Below are 19,301 nucleotides of genomic sequence, written 5' to 3'. Positions count from 1 at the left end.
GCGGCGGCGGCGTCGACAATGTCCGCATGAGCAAAGACCGTCCCGCCCCGGAAGCCCCTGCGCCGCTGTTCCCGCTCGTCGATTCGCACACCCACCTCGATGCGTGTGGCGCCTCGGACGCCGCGAGCGTCACGGCGATCGTCGACCGGGCCGCCGCGGTGGGGGTGGAGCGGGTGGTCACGGTGGCCGACGACCTGGCGGCCGCGCAGTTCGCCGTCGACGCGGCCCACTGGGATCCCCGTGTCTATGCGGCCGTGGCCATCCACCCGACGAGGGCGAACGTGCTCGACGACGTGACCAGGGCGGAGATCGAGCGACTCGCCGGCGATCCCCGGGTGGTCGCGGTGGGGGAGACGGGACTCGACTTCTACTGGCCCGGGAAACTCGACGGCTGCGCCACGGTCCCCGAGCAGACGGAGGGCTTCCGCTGGCACATCGACCTCGCGAAGCGGCTCGGCAAGACGCTGATGATCCACAATCGGGAGGCCGACCAGGCGCTGCTGCAGGTGCTGCGCGAGGAGGGTGCGCCGGAGACGGTGATCTTCCACTGCTTCTCCTCGGGCGCCGAGATGGCGCGCGAGTGCGTCGACGCCGGTTACGTCCTCAGCTTCTCCGGCACCGTCAGTTTCAAGAACGCGAAGGCATTGCGGGAAGCGGCCCCACTGGTGCCGTCGGATCAGCTGATCGTCGAGACGGATGCGCCGTTCCTCACCCCGCACCCGTTCCGGGGCGCCCCGAACGAGCCGTACTGCCTGCCGTACACGGTCCGGGCGCTCGCCGAGATCCGTGGCGAGGATCCGGACGACCTGGCGAAGGCGTCCACCGCGACCGCCGAGCGCGTGTACGGCCTCCGGCCCGTGAGTGGTTAGCGAGTCCCTGGACTCGTCGAGCGCGCACAGGGCCGAAGGCCCTAAGTTGAAGTTTCAACTTAACCACTTTAGGATCGTTGCCTGTTCAACCACTGGTCGTCCCGGTCGCGCGGGGACACCTCGATGAAAGGCACATCCATGAACAACCCCGCAGTTCGAAGCCTGGGAATCCTCGTCGCCCGCGTGGGCATCGGCATCATCTTCCTCGCCCACGGCTGGCAGAAGGCCTTCACCAACGGACTCGACGCCACGACCGCCGGCTTCGAGGCCATGGGAGTTCCGGTTCCCGGGATCTCGGCCTTCCTCGCGACGTGGATCGAGCTGATCGGCGGAATCGCACTCATCATCGGAGCGGCCGTCCCGATCTTCGGCATCCTGCTCTTCCTCGACATGGTCGGCGCCTTCTTCCTCGTGCACGTCGACAAGGGAATCTTCGCGAGCGAGGGCGGCTACGAGCTGGTGCTGGCGCTCGGCGTCGGCTCGCTGCTGCTCGCCGTCGTCGGATCGGGCCGGTTCGGTGTCGACGGACTGCTCGGCGACAAGGTGCCGTGGGCGGCGAAGGAACGCGCCACCGTCTGACCGCATGTGAGTGGCGAAGCGTCCCCCGGCACGCTTCGCCACTCACATGTCAGAGGACCTTGTTCAGGAAGTCCTGGGTACGGGACTGCTGCGGGTCGCCGAAGATCTGCTCCGGAGTTCCCTCCTCCACCACGTAACCGTCCGCCATGAAGATCACCCGGTCGGAGACCTCGCGGGCGAAGCCCATCTCGTGTGTGACCACGACCATCGTCATGCCGCCCTTCGCGAGGTCGCGCAGAACCTGCAGCACCTCGCCCACCATCTCGGGGTCCAGCGCGCTGGTGGCCTCGTCGAACAGCATGATGTCCGGGTTCATCGCCAGGGCCCGCGCGATCGCGACGCGCTGCTTCTGCCCACCGGACAGGTTCGCCGGCTTCGCGTCCGCCTTCTCCGCCAACCCGACCTGCTCGAGCAGCCGGACCGCCGTCGCCCGCGCCTCGTCCTTGGAGGCGCGCTTGGTCTGCACGGGCGCGAGCATCACGTTCTCGATCGCCGTCATGTGCGGGAACAGGTTGAAGTGCTGGAAGACCATACCGATGTGCTGACGCACCCGGTCGATGTCGATCTTCTTGTCGCTCACGTCGAACCCGTCGACCACGACCTTGCCGCCGGTGATGTCCTCGAGCCGGTTGAGGCAGCGCAGGAACGTGCTCTTGCCGGAGCCCGACGGTCCGATCACGCAGACCACCTCACCGCTCGCGATGTCGACGTCGATGCCCTTGAGGACCTCGTTGTCGCCGAACGACTTCTTCAGACCCTTCACCCGGATCTTCGGGTCGGCGGTCTCGGCCTTGTTCTCTGTCACCGGTGTCTCGGTCACTTGTTGATCCTCTTCTCGAGCCGGTTCGACAGCTTCGTCAACGCCATGATGATGATGAAATACATCACGCCGATGATCAGCCACATGTTGAAGGACTGGAAGTTGCGGGCGATGATGATCCGCCCGGTCTGAGTGAGCTCGGCGAGCCCGATCACGGACAGGATCGACGTGTCCTTCAGCGTGATCACGAACTGGTTGATGTACGAGGGGATCATCGTCCGCACGGCCTGCGGCATCACGACCTTCTGCATCGACTTCAGGTAGCTGATGCCGAGGCTCCGGGACGCTTCCATCTGGCCCTTGTCGACGGACAGGATGCCGCCGCGCACGATCTCGGCCATGTACGCGCCGGCGTTGAGGCTCAGCGTGATGATGCCCGCCGTGAACGCCGACATCTGGAAGTCCAGTGCCGCCGGGATGCCGAAGTAGATGAAGAAGGCCTGCACCAGCAGCGGGGTGCCGCGGAACACGTCGACATAGGTGGTGCCGATGCCGCGCAGGACGATGTTGGTCGACACCCGGAACAGGCCGAAGATCGCGCCGAGGACGAGCGCGATGGCGATCGAGACCACGGTCAGGACGATCGTGAGCCACAGGCCCTCGAGCAGCAGCGGGTAGGTGCTCTTGGTCAGGCCCAGGATCGAGTTGTCGTCGTCGGATGCGTCGGAGTTGAGGTAGGTGTCGAGGATCTCGTCGTACTGGCCGCTGGCCTTCAGGTTGGCGAGCCCGGTGTTGAACTCTTGCAGGAGCTGCGCGTTCTGGCCCTTCGCGACGGCGAACCCGTAGCTGGCGCCGGGGACCTTGTCGGTGACCGTCTTGAACCCGTTGCCCTGCTTGATGCCGTAGGCGAGGACGGGGTAGTCCTCGAACACGGCCGCCGAGTTACCCGTGCGGACCTCGTCGAACATGCTCGACGAGTCGGCGAAGTACTTGGTGGTGAAGCCGTACTGGTCCTTGATGGACTCCGCGTACGTGGCGCCCTCGGTGCCGTTCTTGACCGCGACGGACTTGCCGCGCAGGTCCTCGTACGAGGTGATCGAGTCGTTGCTCTCGAGCACGCCCATCTGCACGCCCGACTCGAAGTACGGATCGGAGAAGTCGAACGTCGCCTTGCGGGCGTCGGTGATCGACATGCCGGCGATCATGCCGTTGGCCTGACCGCCCGTGACCGCCTGGAGTGCGGCGTCGAATCCGACGGGGTTGACCTGGTAGGTGAACCCCTGGTCCTCGGCGATGGCGGCGAGGAGGTCCATGTCGATTCCGACGAGCTTGCCGCTCTCGTCCTGGAACTCGAACGGGGCGAACGTGATGTCGGTGGCGATGGTGTAGTTGTTGCCCGGTGCGGGCTCTTGTGCGCCGGCGAGGCCGGGCGCGACGAGTGTGACGAGCAGCGTCAGCGCGGCGATCACCGCGGGCACTCTCGGACGTCTGACGAGTCTCAGAAGTCGATCGGATCTGCTGCGCACGGAACCCCAGCTTTCTCAGTCAGTAGTGCCCGGTCGCTTCCGGGCTTCTTGGTGCATGTCGCAAGATACTGCGTTTTGCACGTGGTCCGGACCAGAAGCGATCCTTCGCGGTGAAGCCAAAACTGTCCCCGATCTCAACCTTTTCGTGATCTCACACGCAGGTCGTAGCGGCAAAGTTGCCAGACCATCGCCGATTCGTTACCGTACCGTGATCAAACCTTCGCCAGCCTTGGGATTTCATGTGTCGCCTTTAGCCAGAATCAACAACGCCAAATCGCCCCTTCTCTACGTAGTCGTCGCGGCACTGCTCGCGACGCTCGTCGTGGGCGGTGCGCTGGCAGTGGCGCGGCACAAGACCGTCACGCTCGACGTCGACGGCGAGACCATCTCGCTCGGCACGATGGCCTCCGACGTCGGTGGCGCGCTCGACGACGCCGGGTACGCCGTCAGCGAGCGTGACGCGGTCGCCCCCGCTGCCGACGCGTCGCTCTCCGACGGCGACACCGTGGTGTTGCGGCGTGCCCGCGAGATCGACCTGACGGTCGACGGGCAGCCGAAGACCGTGTGGACCACCGCTCTCACCGTCGACGACGCGCTGAAGCAGTTCGAACTCGCCGACGACGTCCACGTCTCGGCGTCCCGCTCCGAGCGCCTGCCGCTCGAGGGCACCGCGCTCGAGGTCGTCAACGCCAAGCTCGTCAAGGTCGCCGACGGTGGCGCACCGCTCACGGACGTCCGACTGGCAGCCCCCACCGTCGGTGCGCTCCTCGCGGCCAACGGCGCGCCGCTCGAGCAGGCCGACACCGTCGTTCCGCCCGCCGACGCCCCCGTCGTCGAAGGCGCCGAGATCCACGTCACCCGCGACCGCACCGAGACGCGCACCGAGACGCTGCCCATCGCACCGCCCGAGAACCGCGTCGAGGATCCCGCGCTGGACAAGGGCAAGACCGTCGTCGAGAACCCCGGAGTCCCCGGCGAGCGCACCGTCACCGCATCCGTGAAGACGGTCAACGGGGTCGAGGCCGGACGCCAGGAACTCAGCTCGCAGGTGCTCCGCGAGCCCGCGCCGGCACTGGTCAAGGTCGGCGTGAAGGAACTCGCCATCTCCAACGCCTCCACCTGGGATTCGATCGCGCACTGCGAGGCCACCGGCAACTGGGCCATCAACACCGGCAACGGGTTCTTCGGCGGACTGCAGTTCACCCAGAGCACCTGGGAGGCGTTCGGCGGAAGCCAGTACGCCGCCCGCGCCGACCTCGCATCCCGCGAACAGCAGATCTCCGTCGCCGAGAAGGTCCAGGCGGCACAGGGCTGGGGCGCATGGCCCGCCTGCACCAGCAAGCTCGGACTCCGCTGACGGTCTGAAGTAAAGGAACACGATGTCGCCCTTCACGAAGATCAACTCGGCTCGCTCGCCGCTGCTCTACACCGTGGTGGCCCTGCTTCTCGCCACACTGATCGCAGGCGGAGTGATGGCCGTGGTCCGGCACAAGAACGTCACACTCGACGTGGACGGCGAGAAGATCTCGCTCAGCACCATGACCACGAGCGTCGACGCCGCCCTGTCCGACGCCGGGTACTCGATCACCGACCGCGACGTCGTGGCACCGGAGCGCGACGCGACCCTGTCCGACGGGGACACCGTGGTGCTGCGCCGCGCGCGTGAGGTGTCGCTGACGGTGGACGGTCAGCCCAAGACGGTGTGGACCACCGCGCTCACCGTCGAGGACGCGCTGAAGCAGTTCGAACTCGGCGAGGACGTGCACGTGTCCGCGTCCCGTTCGCAGCGACTTCCGCTCGACGGTGCGGCCCTCGACGTGCTCAATCCGCTCGTCGTCGAGCTCGCCGACGGCGCGCTGCCGGTCACCGACGTGCGCATTGCCGCGCCGACGGTCGGGGAGTTCCTCGCCGCGCACGGCGCACCGCTCGAGCAGGCCGACACCGTCGTCCCGGCTGCGGACACTCCGTTGACCGAGGGCATGGACGTGACCGTCACGCGCGACCGCACCGAGACGAAGGTCGAGACGTTGCCGCTGGCTCCGGAGGAGCAGCGCATCGAGGACCCGACGATGAACAAGAGCCGCACCGTGGTCGAGAATCCGGGACTGCCCGGCGTCCAGGACGTCACGTTCGCGGTCAACACCGTCAACGGCAAGGAAGTCGGACGCAACCAGGTGTCCGCGACGGTCACGACGCCGGCTCAGCCGAAGGTGATCCGTGTCGGCGCGAAGCCGGGCACCGAGGTGCCGCCCGTCGAGAACGGTTCGGTGTGGGACGCACTCGCGCAGTGCGAGGCCACCGGCAACTGGGCCATCAACACCGGCAACGGATTCTTCGGCGGCGTCCAGTTCGACCAGAACACGTGGGAGCGTCAGGGCGGACTCAAGTACGCGCCGCGCGCCGACCTCGCCACCCGTGAGGAGCAGATCGCCGTCGCGTCGAAGACGCAGAAGACGCAGGGCTGGGGAGCGTGGCCGTCGTGCTCGGGCAGGCTCGGCGTGCGTTAAAGTTCGCCTGGTGTCCGAAGCCGAAGTACCCCCCGTCGCTCGAGGTCAGGCCGCACTGCTCGGCCCCGCCGAGGTGCGCGCGTTAGCCGAGGAGTTCGGCGTGCGCCCCACCAAGCAGCTGGGGCAGAACTTCGTGCACGACGCCAACACGGTGCGCCGCATCGTCGCGTCCGCGGGCGTGGGACGTGAGGACACGGTGCTCGAGGTCGGTCCCGGGCTCGGTTCGCTGACGTTGGCGCTGCTCGACGTCGTCGACAAGGTGGTCGCCGTCGAGATCGACCCCAACCTCGCGGCACGACTGCCGGTCACGGTGGCCGACCGGGCACCGGAACTCGCGGACCGGCTGACGGTGGTCGGCGCGGACGCGATGCGGGTCAAGCCGTCCGAGATCCCCGGTGAGCCCACGGCTCTCGTCGCGAATCTGCCGTACAACGTGGCGGTGCCCGTGCTGCTGCATTTGTTCTCCGAATTGCCCAGTCTCCGAACCGCTCTGGTGATGGTGCAGGCCGAGGTCGCAGACCGGCTGGCGGCGTCGCCGGGCAGCAAGATCTACGGTGTGCCGAGTGTGAAGGCCAATTTCTTCGGCGCCGTCCGACGTGCGGGCGCCGTCGGGCGCGCGGTGTTCTGGCCCGTTCCGAAGGTCGAGTCGGGTCTGGTGCGCATCGACCGGTACGCCGAACCGCCGTGGCCCGTCGACGACGAACACCGCCGCCGCGTGTTCGCCGTCATCGATGCGGCTTTCGCTCAGCGCCGCAAGACTTTACGGGCCGCGCTCGGCGGTTGGGCCGGTTCACCTGCGGAGGCGGAGCGACGACTGCGCGAGGCCGGCATCGCACCGTCCTCCCGCGGCGAGACCCTCGACGCCGCGGCCTTCGTGCGTCTCGCCGCCACCCAGCCGTGAGTACTTGTCAACCGCGGGACGTTAATAAGCACTCACAGGGGGAATCCCACGGTCATCGGCATCCCGCCGTTCTCGACGGTGCAGGGTCAGGCGTGGCCGGTTCCGGGACGACCGGGGTCGGCGCTCGTTCGCTCGAATGCCTACGCGGGGCTGACCGGCGTGCACGGTGAACTCCTGGTCGGCTGGGTCAATGTGAATACCGGGGCCTCGGGTCGTACCGGGTGAGCACGGACTTTCCGCAGTTCGCCGGCTTCTACGACGAGCGCATCGTGCCCACCGGCAGCGGGACCGTCGTGGTGTCGGTGACGGGGAGCGTAACCATCCTTCCCGGTCAGGGTGCGCCGTGGGCGCCGGACGGGATCGTGGCACCCGTTGCGCCCGGTGTGTACGCCAATTTCATCCCCTGACCTGCGCGACTTCGGCCCGGGGGAGACAACCGACCGGATGTGTGGTTCACTATTGGAGGTCGTAAGTTTTGTGTTTGTGTTTCCCACGCTCGCAAATCGATGGTTGCGAGCGTTTGGACGTCCTCCACAGGAATTGTCATAGACGGTCGTGTTCAATGACCCAGGTAACCGAGCCGGTTGCTTGAAGAAGTTACTGTGTTAGAGGAGATTTACATGGCAGAGGGCATCGTGAAGTGGTTCAACTCCGAGAAGGGGTTCGGCTTCATCGCCCCCGAGGATGGCAGCGCTGACGTGTTCGTCCATTACTCGGAGATCCAGAGCGGCGGCTTCCGCACGCTCGAGGAGAATCAGCGCGTTTCGTTCGAGATCGGCCAGGGCAACAAGGGCCCGCAGGCCACCGGCGTCACCCTGATCTGAGAACGGCCATGACTTCCCGGTTCGCCGGGACATGACGTTCGAGCAAGGCCCCACTCGTCAGAGTGGGGCCTTGACTCGTTTCCGACCGGCTACGCCGACCGCAGGTGAGCGGCCTGATACCCGAGATTCATGGCGCAGACCAGCCAGAGTTGCAGCGCGGAATTCTCCGACGGACCGAACAGCCCGATCACCGCAGCGGCTCCGAGTGCAGCAGCGACGAAGAATGTGGCCGTGCCGAGCGCCCGCCGAGGCCTCGACGAGAAGATCACCACACCCGTGACGAAGAGCGCCCACAGCGTGGTGGCGAGGATGGTCGTGGCGACGAACCAGGCCGTCGAATACCTGCTCGGCCACGTCCACGGCTGGGTTCCGTTGTCGAGGGTGCACACGAACGCCAACGAGAACGCCATGATCACCACCGTCGCGCCCCCGAGCGCCAGATGGCCCCCGACGAGCACCTTCCCGACTGCTCCCGTCCCCGCAGGCGCCCGCGCGCGCCCCTCCTCGACAATCGTGTGCTGCATCCCCGACTACCCCGACCTTTCTGTCGTCACCTGGTTGGACGCCGCGCAGGACCGTTCGGTTCCCACGGATTTTCGGTCCGCGGTGACGGCTGAACGGCGTCTCGGTCAGGCGTTACCGTAGCGGTCGGCGAAGAGGCGGTGACGCTCACCCACCCGTCGGCACTCTTCGCGCAGCTCAGGAGGGTCGAGGACGGTGAAGTCGACGCCGAATGCGCTGAGCCAGTTGGCTATCGACGGGACGGAGTCGCCGCCGAGCGCCACCGCGCATCGTCCGTCGGGCATTTCTTCGAGAGTTCCCCAGTCTTCGTGCACCAGGGTCGCGATCTCGTCGATCGACGCGTGCAGCAGCACCCGTGCGCGGATCCGGGTGACGGCCCGGTTGATTCCGCGTGCAACGAATTCGGCAGCGCCGCCGGGCGGCAGGTCGCGGGGCACGAACCGCGGTCCCGTCGGGATCTTCGGTGTCAGGCGGTCCACCCGGAACGACCGCCAGTCCGCGCGGGTGAGGTCCCAGGCGACGAGGTACCAGCGCAGCCCGGCGCGGACGAGCCGGTACGGCTCCACTTCACGGCGGCTCTCGGTGCCGTCGTGGGTGCTGTAGTCGAATCGGAGTCGTTCGTGGTTGTGGCACACCGAGGCGACGGCAGACAGGACCTGCGCGTCGACGGCGCTCTTCGCGGGCTCGCGGTGGACCACGTCGACCTGCAGCGCCTCGAGGCGGTGTCGCAGTCGGGACGGCATCACCTGCCGGAGCTTGGTGAGCGCTCGCATCGACGCCTCCCCGATGCCGACCACGGAGCCGGTCGCGCCGGATTGCAGGCCGAGCGCGACGGCCAGGACTTCTTCGTCGTCGAGCAGCAGGGGCGGCATTTCCGCGCCCGCGCCGAGCTGGTAGCCACCGCCCACCCCGACCGTCGCGTCGACGGGGTACCCGAGGTCGCGGAGTTTCTCGACGTCTCGCCGGACCGTGCGTGGGGTGATGCCGAGCCGGTCGGCGAGTTCTGCCCCGGACCAGTCCTTTCGGGTCTGGAGCAGGGACAGCAGCCTGAGGAGTCGTGCCGAAGTTTCCCGCATGCATCTCAGGATGCCATCGATAGAGGACATCTTCTGTCCTCTATCGACGGCGGGTAACGGTAAGTAACGATTTTCCCACCAGCCCCACGAGTGTCACTACACTGGCGCCGACGCTCCACGGACCATCGCATGTGTACTTCGTGAAAATCCGACGGAAAGGTCTCAGCGTGACGCAGTTTCGTGTTCGGCCCATTTCTTCAGCAGTCAGGGCGCTGCTTGCCACCGTCATGACCGCCGCCTTCTGCCTGGCTCTGGCGGTCTCGACCACCGCGACGGCGTCCGCCTCGGCCGCCGACCTCTTCAACAGCGCGCAGGGCAGATTCGCCGCAGGTGACACCCGTGGCGCCCTCGCGGACATCGGTGGCGCCGTCGCCGGAGAACCCGGCGACACCAATGCGCTGGCGTTGCAGGCCATCTACGCCGACGCCGCAGGCGACCTGATCACCCGGGAGACCGCGCTCGCGCGGCTCGGCGCGATGGACGGTGGGATGCGCGCCGGCGTCGACGGGATGCTGAACGCGATCAGAATTGCGTCGTTCACGCCACCGAACCCACTTCCGGCCATCCAGGGTCCGTCCACCGCGATCGTCGTCCTCGGTTTCGGACTGCTCCCCGACGGCGCGATGCGACCGGAATTGATCAACCGTCTTCAGGCCGCGCTCGTCCAGTCGTGGGCCTCGCCGATGTCGCCGATCATCGTCACCGGCGGCAACCCTCAGAACGGCATCACCGAGGCGGCCGCGATGCAGGGGTGGTTGCAGTCGCACGGTGTCCCGGCGCAACGCATCCACCCCGAGCATCGTGCCGGATCGACGGTGGGCAACGCGCTCAACTCGGTTCCGCTGGCCCGCTCGCTCGGTGCGGGCGGCGCGATCATCGTGACGTCGGCCAACCACATCCGCAGGGCAACGGTCGATTTCAACGTCGCCGGACTGCCGGTGGTCGGGGCGATGAGCGCGATCACCAGCGCCGGTCAGCTGATCGCCGAAGTGATGCCCCTGACCAAGGACCAGCAGCTCGGCATGTACCGCGATGCGATCAGGGTGTTCGGCATCCCCGCCGGCTACTGACGCGACTCGTACTCGGCCACGACCGGCGGCTGCTCGACGGGATCCGCGCCGCCGGGGCCGAGCCTTCCGTGGACGGCGTCCTGCATCTTCTGCTTGTCCAGCTGGCCTTCCCAGTTCGAGACGACGAACGTGGCGACACAGTTGCCGAGGAGGTTCACGAACACACGCATCGAGTCCATGATCCGGTCGGCACCGAGCAGCACCGCGACCGCCGCGACGGGGAAGATCCCGAGCGCGGTCGCGGTCGCCGACAGCGCGAGGAACGACGACCCGGGTACGCCCGCCATGCCTTTCGACGTGAGGAGCAGGATGAACAGCGCGCCGAGCTGGTCGGCGACGGACAGGTCGTGGCCGGTGGCCTGGGCGAGGAACAGGGTCGAGATGGACAGATAGATCGCGGCCCCGTCGAGGTTGAACGAGTATCCGGTCGGAACCACGAGGCCGGTGGCGGCCTGCGAGTTCCCGGCGCCGACGAGCTTGGTCATGATGCGGGGAAGAACTGCCTCGGACGAGGCGGTTCCCAGCGCGAGACCGAACTCCTCCTTGGTGTAGCGGATGAACGTGAAGATGTTCAGTCCCACGGCGAACTTCGCAATGAGTGCGAGGACGAGGACGAACAGTGCTCCGGCGAGGTAGCAGCACGCGATGAGCGCGGCGAAGCTCCCGAGGGTGGAGATTCCGTACTGGCCGATGATGAACGCCATCGCGCCGAACGCGCCGATCGGGGCGAGCCGCATGATCCAGCCGATGATGATGAAGATGATGTGGCTGAGGTGGTCGACGAATTCGAGGACCAGCGGGGGACCGTGCTCGCCGTACTTGGCCAGCGCGATACCGAAGAGCACGGCGAAGAAGAGGACCTGCAGCAGTATATTGTCGGCGAAGGCGCCCACCACGCTGGTCGGGACGATGTCCATGAGGAACTCGACGGCGCCGGGGAGTTCACCGCCGCCGGTTTTCTCCGCGATCTGCTCGGTGCCGTCGGCGAGGGTGGCCGGGTCGATGTCGAATCCGGCGCCGGGCTTGACGATGTTGCCCATCACCAGCCCGAAGAGCAGCGCGAACCCGGTGACGGCGGTGAAGTAGATCAGTGCCTTCACGCCGATCCGTCCGACGGCCTTGACGTCGCCGACCTTGGCGATTCCCGTCACGACCACCGTGAAGATCAACGGCGCGATGAGCATCTTGATCAGCTTGACGAACGTGTCGCCGATCGGTTTGAGCTCCGACCCCACCGTCGGCCACAGCCAGCCGAGGGTGATGCCGCCGACGATTCCGACGAGGAGCTGGACGAACAGGTTGGTGTACCAGGGCGAGCGCGTCCGGGTCGTCGACGCGTCGCCGCCGGGTGGGGGATGGGCGGCAGTGGAGATGGCCATGGGGGAACGCTAGGAAGGCGCTGTGACGGGTTCGTGTCACGAATGTTTCCGCGGTGAGAACGGCGGCCGTTCCGGGCGTGGGCGGTGCCACACTGCAGTTCGTGGCAGTATTGCGACGCACCGACCGCAGGAGGACACATGCGCTTGTCGCCCCACGAGCAGGAGCGTCTGCTCCTGAGCTACGCCGCGGAACTCGCGCGCAGGCGCCGGCAACGCGGCCTCGTGTTGAACCACCCCGAGGCGGTGGCCCTCATCACGGATCACATCCTCGAGGGGGCCCGCGACGGCCGGTCGGTGGCGGAGCTGATGGTGTCCGGTCGTGAGGTGCTCACCCGGTCCGACGTGATGGAAGGCGTCCCGGAGATGCTGCACGACGTGCAGGTGGAGGCCACGTTCCCGGACGGCACCAAGCTCGTCACCGTCCACGATCCGATTGCGTAGGGGTGACCGTGATTCCAGGTGAAGTCTTGTGCGCCGAGGGCGTGATCGAGCTCAACGAGGGTTCTCCCCGCACCGAACTCGCGGTGGTCAACACCGGGGACCGTCCGGTCCAGGTCGGGAGCCACGTTCATTTTCCGCAGGCCAACCACGCACTGCAATTCGACCGTTCCGCCGCCCACGGGCTGCGGCTCGACATTCCCGCCGGCACCGCGGTGCGCTTCGAACCGGGTATCGCGCAGACGATTTCACTCGTACCCCTGCGCGGGACCCGTGAAGTGCACGGGCTGAGCCTCACTCCTCCCGGAAAGCTGGACGCGTCATGACCGAACTCAGCCGCGCACGCTACGCCGAGTTGTTCGGTCCCACGACCGGCGACCGCATCCGGCTCGCCGACACCGACCTTCTGATCGAGATCACCGAGGACCGCAGCGGCGGGCCGGGACTGGCCGGCGACGAAGCGGTGTTCGGTGGCGGAAAAGTGTTGCGCGAGTCCATGGGCCAGGGTCGCGCGACCCGCGCCGAGGGCGCGCCCGACACGGTGATCACCGGCGTGGTGGTCGTCGACCACTGGGGAATCATCAAGGCGGACGTCGGTATTCGGGACGGACGCATCGTCGCGCTCGGCAAGGCAGGCAATCCCGACACGATGTCGGGGGTCCACCCCGATCTGGTGGTGGGTCCGTCCACCGAGATCATCGCCGGGAACGGCAAGATCCTCACGGCAGGCGGTATCGACTGTCACGTGCACTTCATCTGCCCGCAGATCATGGACGAGGCGCTGGGCGGCGGCATCACGACGATGATCGGCGGCGGCACCGGCCCCGCCGAGGGCAGCAAGGCCACCACCGTCACCCCCGGTTCGTGGCACACCGCCCGGATGCTGGAGGCACTCGACGGCTGGCCGATGAACATCGCGCTGCTCGGCAAGGGCAACACGGTCAGCTCCGAGTCGATGTGGGAGCAGCTGCGCGGCGGCGTCTCCGGGTTCAAGCTGCACGAGGACTGGGGTTCGACTCCGGCGGCCATCGACGCGTGTCTCACCGTCGCGGACGCTGCGGGAGTGCAGGTGGCCCTCCACTCGGACACGTTGAACGAGGCTGGTTTCGTCGAGGACACTCTCGCGGCCATCGCCGGACGCGCTATCCACGCCTATCACACGGAGGGGGCGGGGGGCGGCCACGCGCCGGACATCATCACGGTGGCCGCGCACGGGAACGTCCTGCCGAGTTCGACCAACCCGACCCGGCCGCACACGGTCAACACCCTCGACGAGCATCTCGACATGCTCATGGTGTGTCACCACCTGAGCCCGAAGATCCCGGAGGATCTGGCGTTCGCGGAGAGCCGCATCCGGCCGTCCACCATCGCGGCGGAGGATCTGCTGCACGACCTCGGCGCCATCTCCATGATCGGCAGTGACTCGCAGGCGATGGGACGCATCGGCGAGGTCGTGTTGCGCACGTGGCAGACGGCGCACGTGATGAAACGGCGGAGGGGTTTGCTGTCCGGCGACAACGGCGCCGACAACCAGCGCGTCCAGCGGTACGTGGCGAAGTACACGATCTGCCCCGCCGTCGCGCACGGGTTGGAGGCCGAGATCGGATCGGTCGAGGTCGGCAAGCTCGCCGACCTGGTGCTGTGGGATCCGGCGTTCTTCGGTGTCCGGCCACACGCGGTGATCAAGGGCGGGATGATCGCGTGGGCTGCGATGGGAGATGCCAACGCGTCCATACCGACTCCGCAACCGGTGCTTCCGCGTCCGATGTTCGGGGCGGCGCCCAAGGCTGCGGCCGCCACGTCCGTGCATTTCGTCGCTCCGCATGCCCTCGAGGACGGACTGGCGGATCGGCTCGACCTGAGCCGTCGACTCGTCCCGGTCGCGAACGTGCGGTCGCGGGGCAAGGCCGACATGCCCCGCAACGACGCGCAGCCGCGGATCGAGGTGGACCCGGACACGTTCACGGTCCGCATCGACGGCGACGTGTGGGAAGAGCAGCCGGCGGCGGAACTGCCGATGGCCCAGCGATACTTCCTGTTCTGATGCGCCTCGCTCACCTGATGTCCCTCGCCGATTCGAGGCTGCCCACGGGCGGTCACGTGCATTCGGGCGGCATCGAGGAGGCCGTCGCGAGCGGTGTCGTCCGCGACGTCGCCACGATGGAGGCGTTCCTGCGGCGCCGGATCCGGACCGTCGGGCTCGTCGGGGGATCGATCACCGCGGCGGTGTGCGCCGGCAGGCTCACCGCCGAACACGCCGACGCCGAGATGGATGCGCGAACCCCGTCCCCGGCGGCGCGGTCGTCGTCGCGGGCGCAGGGGAGAGGTCTGCTGCGCCTGGCCCGCACCACGTGGCCCGAGCACGACTGGTCGCCGCTCGGCACGCGTCCGCACCTGCCCGTGGTCTCGGGGGTGGTCGGAACGGTCACCGCGGTCGGACCCCGGGAGGCGGCGCTGGTCGTCGTCTACACCACCATGACCGGGTCCGCGATCGCCGCGCAGCGTCTGCTCGCTCTCGACCCCGCGCAGGTCGCCGCGTGCACGTTCGCGCTGTCCGACCTGTGCGACGACATCGCCGGCCAGTGCGTGACCGGACTGTCCAGCGTGTCCGACCCCTTCATGGATGTCGTCGCCGAGCGGCACGTTCTGCGGGACCGCCCCCTGTTCGTGTCGTGACACTCAGCTGTACCCCAGTAAGGAGAGATCAACCATGCCACCGCATTTCATCGATGGTGAACCCCACGACCATCAGCACGACCGTCCCCGGCGGGTCCGGGTGGCGGGGGAGCCGGTCCGGATCGGGATCGGCGGGCCCGTCGGATCGGGCAAGACGGCGCTCGTCGCCGCGTTGTGCAGGCAACTGCGCGAGGAGTTGTCGCTGGCCGTGCTCACCAACGACATCTACACCACCGAGGACGCGGACTTCCTGCGCCGCCACGCCGTGCTGCCGGACGAGCGCATCGCCGCGGTGCAGACCGGTGGGTGCCCCCACACGGCCATCCGCGACGACATCACCGCCAACCTCGACGCCATCGACGACCTGATCGCGGCCAACCCGCCGCTCGATCTGATCCTGGTGGAGTCGGGCGGCGACAACCTCACCGCGACGTTCTCCTCGGGCCTGATCGACGTGCAGATCTTCGTCGTCGACGTCGCGGGCGGTGACAAGGTTCCCCGCAAGGGTGGTCCCGGCGTGACGTTCTCGGATCTCCTCGTGATCAACAAGACGGACCTCGCCCCCATGGTCGGAGCCGATCTCGGGGTGATGCGGCGCGACGCCGAGCAGGTCCGCGAGGGAAGGCCCACGGCGCTGATCTCGTTGACGGAGGACCCGTCGTCCGGCCCGGCGCTGGAGTGGGTGCGCGAGCAGGTGCGCACCCTCGCCGACGTGCACTAGTAGTGCGCACCGAACTGACGATCGTCGCGTCCCCCGACCGCAGTCCGCGGATCTCCGCGGTGGGGGGACTGGCGGCGCGGATCACCGGCCGCGACACGGTCCACGTGATCGGCACCGCGGCGACCCCGCTCGGCGGCGACCACTGGGACGTCACCGTCCGGGTGCTGTCGGGTGCCCGGCTGACGCTGCGCAGCGTCGCGGCGTCCCTGGCCCTGCCCGGCCGGGGTCGTGTGCTGTCCACGGCGCAGTGGTCGGTGGAGGTCGAGGACGACGCCGAACTCGACTGCGCGCTCGAACCCACGGTGATCGCGGGCGGCGCGGAGCATCGCGTCGAGACAACGGTGTCCCTCGCCGAGTCGTCCACGTTGCTCCTGCGTGAGCGGGTGCAGATCGGCCGGGCGGGAGAGGCGACGGGACGCTGGGTCGGGGTCACCAACGCCGATCTCGGCGCCCTGCCGCTGCTCCGGCACCAGCTGGAACTCGGCGTCGGCACCGTCTCACACGACGTCCTGGACGGCCCGGCGGCCGTCACGAGTGAGCTGCGGTACCCGGACGACCGGCCCGCGGACGTCACCGGCGACATCCGGTCGGCGCGGACCCGTCTGCCCCTCGCCCGGGGCGGCAGCCTCACCACCCGGCTCGGCCCGCACCTGTGACGCGGTGAGTGGCAAAGTGCGTGATGGTGCGCATTTCCGCACCCGTACCGGGAGCGCCTAAGCTCTACCCTTGTGCTTTCCGTCGTTCCTCGCCCCGTCGTAGTCAGGGCCCCGTCCAAGGTCAATCTGCATCTGGCCGTCGGGGACCTGCGCGACGACGGCTATCACGAGCTGAACACGGTGTTCCAGGCGCTCTCGCTCAGCGACACGGTGTCGGTGGTCCCCGCGGAGACGCTGTCGGTGACGGTCCGCGGCGAGGACGCCCGCGTCGTGCCCACCGACAGCAGCAACCTCGTGTGGCAGGCCGCCGAGATGCTCGCGGCCGAGTCGGGGCGGCGCCCGGACGTGGAGATCGCCATCGACAAGGGCATCCCGGTGGCCGGGGGCATGGCCGGCGGCAGCGCGGACGCCGCGGCGACGCTGGTCGGGCTCAACGCGCTGTGGCAACTCGACCTGTCGCGGGAGGAACTCGACGGGTTCGCCGCGAAGCTCGGCAGCGACGTTCCGTTCTCCCTCCACGGTGGCACCGCGGTCGGGACGGGACGCGGCGAGCGACTTCTGCCGGTGCTCTCCCGCAGCACGTTCCACTGGGTGCTCGCGCTCGCGAAGGGCGGCTTGAGCACACCGACCGTGTTCCGGGAGCTGGACCGGCTGCGTGCCGACGGGAATCCGCCGCGACTCGGCGGACCCGAAGACCTGATGCACGCGCTCACCACGGGCGACGCCGCAACGCTGGCCCCGTTGCTGGGCAACGACCTGCAGTCGGCCGCGCTCTCGCTGAATCCGGGCCTGCGGCGGACGCTGCGTGCCGGGGTCGCGGCGGGCGCACTGGCCGGCATCGTCTCCGGGTCGGGCCCGACCTGTGCCTTTCTATGTGCTGAAGCGGATGCCGCGGTCCGGGTCAGCGCAGAACTCGCAGGTGCGGGGGTGTGTCGCACGGTGCGGGTCGCCAGCGGACCCGTACCGGGCGCCCGAATAATCAACGACGCGGCGGAGGGATCGCACTGATGGCGAATCTGATCAATCTCGAGCAGGTATCGAAGTCCTTCGGCATCAAGCCGCTGCTCGATTCGGTATCCCTCGGAGTGCAGGAAGGCGAACGCATCGGCGTCGTCGGCCTCAACGGCGGTGGCAAGACGACCATGCTCGAGGTGCTCGCCGGAGTGGAGGCGCCCGATTCCGGACGTGTCAGCCGGGTCGGCGGCCTGCGCATGGCGGTCGTGACCCAGCGCGGCGTCCTGCCGCCCGGTTCCAGCGTCGGCGACGTGGTGCTCGGACCGCTCGGGGTCGCCGACCACGAGTGGGCCGGCGACGCCCGCATCCGGTCGATCCTGGCCGGCATCGGCATCGACAACCTGGGGCTCGAGGTGTCGGTCGACGGGCTGTCCGGTGGTGAGCGGCGACGCGTCGCACTGGCCGCCGCGCTCGTCCAGGACCTCGACCTGCTGGTGCTCGACGAGCCGACCAACCACCTCGACGTCGAGGGTGTGCAGTGGCTGGCGGAACATCTCGTCAGCCGTCGCAGCGCGCTGGTGGTCGTGACCCACGACCGGTGGTTCCTCGACACCGTCGCCAACCGCACGTGGGAAGTGGTGGGCGGCAAGGTCGAAAGCTACGAGGGCGGCTACAACGACTGGATCTTCGCCCGGGCGGAGCGCTCCCGGCAGGCCGACGCGTCCGAGGAACGTCGCCGCAACCTCGCCCGCAAGGAATTGGCCTGGCTGCGGCGCGGTGCCCCCGCCCGCACGTCCAAGCCGAAGTACCGGATCGAGGCCGCCGAGGCGTTGATCGCGGACGTCCCACCGCCCCGCGACAACGTTGCGCTGGCGTCGTTCGCGCAGCGCCGGCTCGGCAAGGTCGTCATCGAACTCGAGGATGCGCGCCTGGAGACGCCGGACGGCCGGGTGCTCGTCGACGACCTCGCGTGGCGGTTGGCGCCGGGGGAGCGTGTCGGCCTGGTCGGCGTCAACGGCTCCGGCAAGACGACGCTCCTGCGCACGCTCGCCGGGGAGATCTCGCCGGCGTCGGGCAAGCGCATCCAGGGGCAGACGGTGCACATCGGCTGGCTCCGTCAGGAACTCGACGACCTGCCGACGAACATGCGGGTGCTCGAGGCCGTCAAGGACGTGGCCGAGCGGATCACGTTGGGCGACAAGGAGGTATCGGCCGGGCAGCTCGCCGAACGGCTGGGATTCACTCCGGCCCGGCAGCGGACACCGGTCGGTGACCTGTCCGGTGGCGAGCGTCGCCGGCTGCAGCTGACCCGTGTGCTGATGTCGGAGCCGAACGTGCTGTTGCTCGACGAGCCGACCAACGACCTCGACATCGACACGCTGCAGCAACTCGAGGACATTCTCGACGGCTGGGCGGGCACGATGGTCGTCATCAGCCACGACCGGTACCTGATCGAACGCATCTGTGACTCCACGTGGGCGTTGTTCGGCGACGGCAAGCTGACCAACCTGCCCGGCGGGATCGAGGACTACCTGCGTCGCCGGGCGAAGATGGTCGACACCGGCGCACCGTCGGTGGCGTCGACGGCAACCGGTGCGTCGGCCCCCAAGCAGGTGCGGGACGGGGCCGCCGAACGCGCCGCGCGCAAGGAACTGTCGCGTCTCGAGCGGGCCGTGGCGAAGCTGGACGACCGGGAACGGAAGCTGCACGAGAAGCTGGCGGAGGCGGCCACCGATCCGGACAAGCTGCAGAAGCTCGACACCGAGCTCAAGCAGGTCGTCGCGGAGAAGGAAGCCACCGAGGAACAGTGGATGGAGCTGGCCGCCGAGCTGGATTAGCGACC

Annotated in this window: 21 protein-coding genes; 16 read left to right on the top strand and 5 right to left on the bottom strand. The window is 68.1% G+C overall.

Going from position 1 to position 19,301, the window contains the following annotated elements; translation table 11 throughout:
• Positions 1–26: 26 nt before the first annotated feature.
• On the top strand, positions 27–869 hold the full coding sequence (locus tag AZG88_RS34575; RefSeq protein WP_005238731.1) for a TatD family hydrolase: 843 nt from the start codon (positions 27–29) through the stop codon (positions 867–869).
• A gap of 138 nt (positions 870–1,007) precedes the next feature.
• The gene (locus AZG88_RS34570) at positions 1,008–1,448 is read left to right on the top strand and encodes a DoxX family protein (RefSeq protein ID WP_061700357.1); all 441 of its coding nucleotides are present in this window, start codon (positions 1,008–1,010) and stop codon (positions 1,446–1,448) included.
• Between the two features lie 49 nt (positions 1,449–1,497).
• Here AZG88_RS34570 and AZG88_RS34565 read toward each other — a convergent pair whose 3' ends face one another.
• Both AZG88_RS34565 and AZG88_RS34560 read right to left on the bottom strand, forming a co-directional pair.
• Positions 1,498–2,268: an amino acid ABC transporter ATP-binding protein gene (locus AZG88_RS34565; protein ID WP_025432117.1), complete on the bottom strand. Its 771-nt coding sequence runs from the start codon at positions 2,266–2,268 to the stop codon at positions 1,498–1,500.
• Positions 2,265–3,734 carry an amino acid ABC transporter substrate-binding protein/permease gene (locus AZG88_RS34560; RefSeq protein ID WP_442971763.1) on the bottom strand — a complete coding sequence of 490 codons (1,470 nt, stop codon included), beginning with the start codon at positions 3,732–3,734 and terminating at the stop codon, positions 2,265–2,267. The genes AZG88_RS34565 and AZG88_RS34560 overlap by 4 nt, the downstream gene beginning before the upstream one ends.
• Positions 3,735–3,975: 241 nt before the next feature.
• Here AZG88_RS34560 and AZG88_RS34555 point away from each other — a divergent pair, with 241 nt between their 5' ends.
• The 5 genes from AZG88_RS34555 (at position 3,976) to AZG88_RS34535 (ending at position 7,966) form a co-directional block, all read left to right on the top strand.
• The gene (locus AZG88_RS34555; RefSeq protein ID WP_005238735.1) at positions 3,976–5,091 is read left to right on the top strand and encodes a resuscitation-promoting factor; all 1,116 of its coding nucleotides are present in this window, start codon (positions 3,976–3,978) and stop codon (positions 5,089–5,091) included.
• Positions 5,092–5,113: 22 nt separating this feature from the next.
• Complete coding sequence (locus AZG88_RS34550) at positions 5,114–6,241, top strand: resuscitation-promoting factor (RefSeq protein WP_061700355.1); 1,128 nt, start codon at positions 5,114–5,116, stop codon at positions 6,239–6,241.
• Positions 6,242–6,251: 10 nt separating this feature from the next.
• Positions 6,252–7,142 carry a 16S rRNA (adenine(1518)-N(6)/adenine(1519)-N(6))-dimethyltransferase RsmA gene (gene rsmA / locus AZG88_RS34545; protein WP_061700354.1) on the top strand — a complete coding sequence of 297 codons (891 nt, stop codon included), beginning with the start codon at positions 6,252–6,254 and terminating at the stop codon, positions 7,140–7,142.
• A 221-nt stretch (positions 7,143–7,363) separates the two neighbouring features.
• Positions 7,364–7,549: a hypothetical protein gene (locus AZG88_RS34540; RefSeq protein WP_061700353.1), complete on the top strand. Its 186-nt coding sequence runs from the start codon at positions 7,364–7,366 to the stop codon at positions 7,547–7,549.
• 213 nt (positions 7,550–7,762) lie between these two features.
• Positions 7,763–7,966: a cold-shock protein gene (locus AZG88_RS34535; protein ID WP_005255446.1), complete on the top strand. Its 204-nt coding sequence runs from the start codon at positions 7,763–7,765 to the stop codon at positions 7,964–7,966.
• A gap of 89 nt (positions 7,967–8,055) precedes the next feature.
• Here AZG88_RS34535 and AZG88_RS34530 read toward each other — a convergent pair whose 3' ends face one another.
• Together AZG88_RS34530 and AZG88_RS34525 are read right to left on the bottom strand one after the other, a co-directional pair.
• The gene (locus AZG88_RS34530; RefSeq protein ID WP_005238740.1) at positions 8,056–8,490 is read right to left on the bottom strand and encodes a hypothetical protein; all 435 of its coding nucleotides are present in this window, start codon (positions 8,488–8,490) and stop codon (positions 8,056–8,058) included.
• Positions 8,491–8,595: 105 nt separating this feature from the next.
• A complete protein-coding gene (locus tag AZG88_RS34525) occupies positions 8,596–9,564 on the bottom strand; it encodes a helix-turn-helix transcriptional regulator (protein WP_025432118.1) in 969 nt (322 codons plus the stop codon).
• A gap of 227 nt (positions 9,565–9,791) precedes the next feature.
• Here AZG88_RS34525 and AZG88_RS34520 point away from each other — a divergent pair, with 227 nt between their 5' ends.
• Entirely contained in the window at positions 9,792–10,634 is an 843-nt protein-coding gene (locus tag AZG88_RS34520; RefSeq protein WP_061700352.1) for a YdcF family protein, read from the top strand.
• Here AZG88_RS34520 and AZG88_RS34515 read toward each other — a convergent pair.
• The gene (locus tag AZG88_RS34515; RefSeq protein ID WP_005238743.1) at positions 10,628–12,013 is read right to left on the bottom strand and encodes a C4-dicarboxylate transporter DctA; all 1,386 of its coding nucleotides are present in this window, start codon (positions 12,011–12,013) and stop codon (positions 10,628–10,630) included. The genes AZG88_RS34520 and AZG88_RS34515 overlap by 7 nt on opposite strands.
• A 138-nt stretch (positions 12,014–12,151) precedes the next feature.
• On the opposite strand from AZG88_RS34515, the gene AZG88_RS34510 reads away from it, so the two are divergent.
• From AZG88_RS34510 to AZG88_RS34475, 8 genes are all read left to right on the top strand, one after another.
• Positions 12,152–12,454 (top strand): urease subunit gamma, encoded by a 303-nt coding sequence (locus AZG88_RS34510; RefSeq protein ID WP_005238744.1) that lies wholly within the window; start codon positions 12,152–12,154, stop codon positions 12,452–12,454.
• A gap of 8 nt (positions 12,455–12,462) precedes the next feature.
• Positions 12,463–12,777 carry an urease subunit beta gene (locus AZG88_RS34505; RefSeq protein ID WP_005238745.1) on the top strand — a complete coding sequence of 105 codons (315 nt, stop codon included), beginning with the start codon at positions 12,463–12,465 and terminating at the stop codon, positions 12,775–12,777.
• A complete protein-coding gene (locus tag AZG88_RS34500) occupies positions 12,774–14,495 on the top strand; it encodes an urease subunit alpha (protein WP_061700351.1) in 1,722 nt (573 codons plus the stop codon). The genes AZG88_RS34505 and AZG88_RS34500 overlap by 4 nt, the downstream gene beginning before the upstream one ends.
• Positions 14,495–15,127: an urease accessory protein UreF gene (locus AZG88_RS34495; protein WP_005238747.1), complete on the top strand. Its 633-nt coding sequence runs from the start codon at positions 14,495–14,497 to the stop codon at positions 15,125–15,127. The genes AZG88_RS34500 and AZG88_RS34495 overlap by 1 nt, the downstream gene beginning before the upstream one ends.
• 34 nt (positions 15,128–15,161) lie before the next feature.
• Positions 15,162–15,848, top strand: coding sequence for an urease accessory protein UreG (gene ureG, locus AZG88_RS34490; RefSeq protein WP_005238748.1), 687 nt, complete (start codon positions 15,162–15,164; stop codon positions 15,846–15,848).
• 2 nt (positions 15,849–15,850) lie between these two features.
• Complete coding sequence (locus tag AZG88_RS34485; protein WP_061700350.1) at positions 15,851–16,504, top strand: urease accessory protein UreD; 654 nt, start codon at positions 15,851–15,853, stop codon at positions 16,502–16,504.
• Between the two features lie 72 nt (positions 16,505–16,576).
• A complete protein-coding gene (locus tag AZG88_RS34480) occupies positions 16,577–17,512 on the top strand; it encodes a 4-(cytidine 5'-diphospho)-2-C-methyl-D-erythritol kinase (RefSeq protein ID WP_005238750.1) in 936 nt (311 codons plus the stop codon).
• Positions 17,512–19,296: an ABC-F family ATP-binding cassette domain-containing protein gene (locus AZG88_RS34475; protein ID WP_061700349.1), complete on the top strand. Its 1,785-nt coding sequence runs from the start codon at positions 17,512–17,514 to the stop codon at positions 19,294–19,296. Before AZG88_RS34480 ends, AZG88_RS34475 begins: the two co-directional genes overlap by 1 nt.
• Positions 19,297–19,301 lie beyond the last annotated feature (5 nt).

It is taken from the genome of Rhodococcus sp. LB1, assembly GCF_001583455.1.
Classification (GTDB): domain Bacteria; phylum Actinomycetota; class Actinomycetes; order Mycobacteriales; family Mycobacteriaceae; genus Rhodococcus_F; species Rhodococcus_F opacus.
This window is presented reverse-complemented; position numbering and strand designations above follow the sequence as displayed.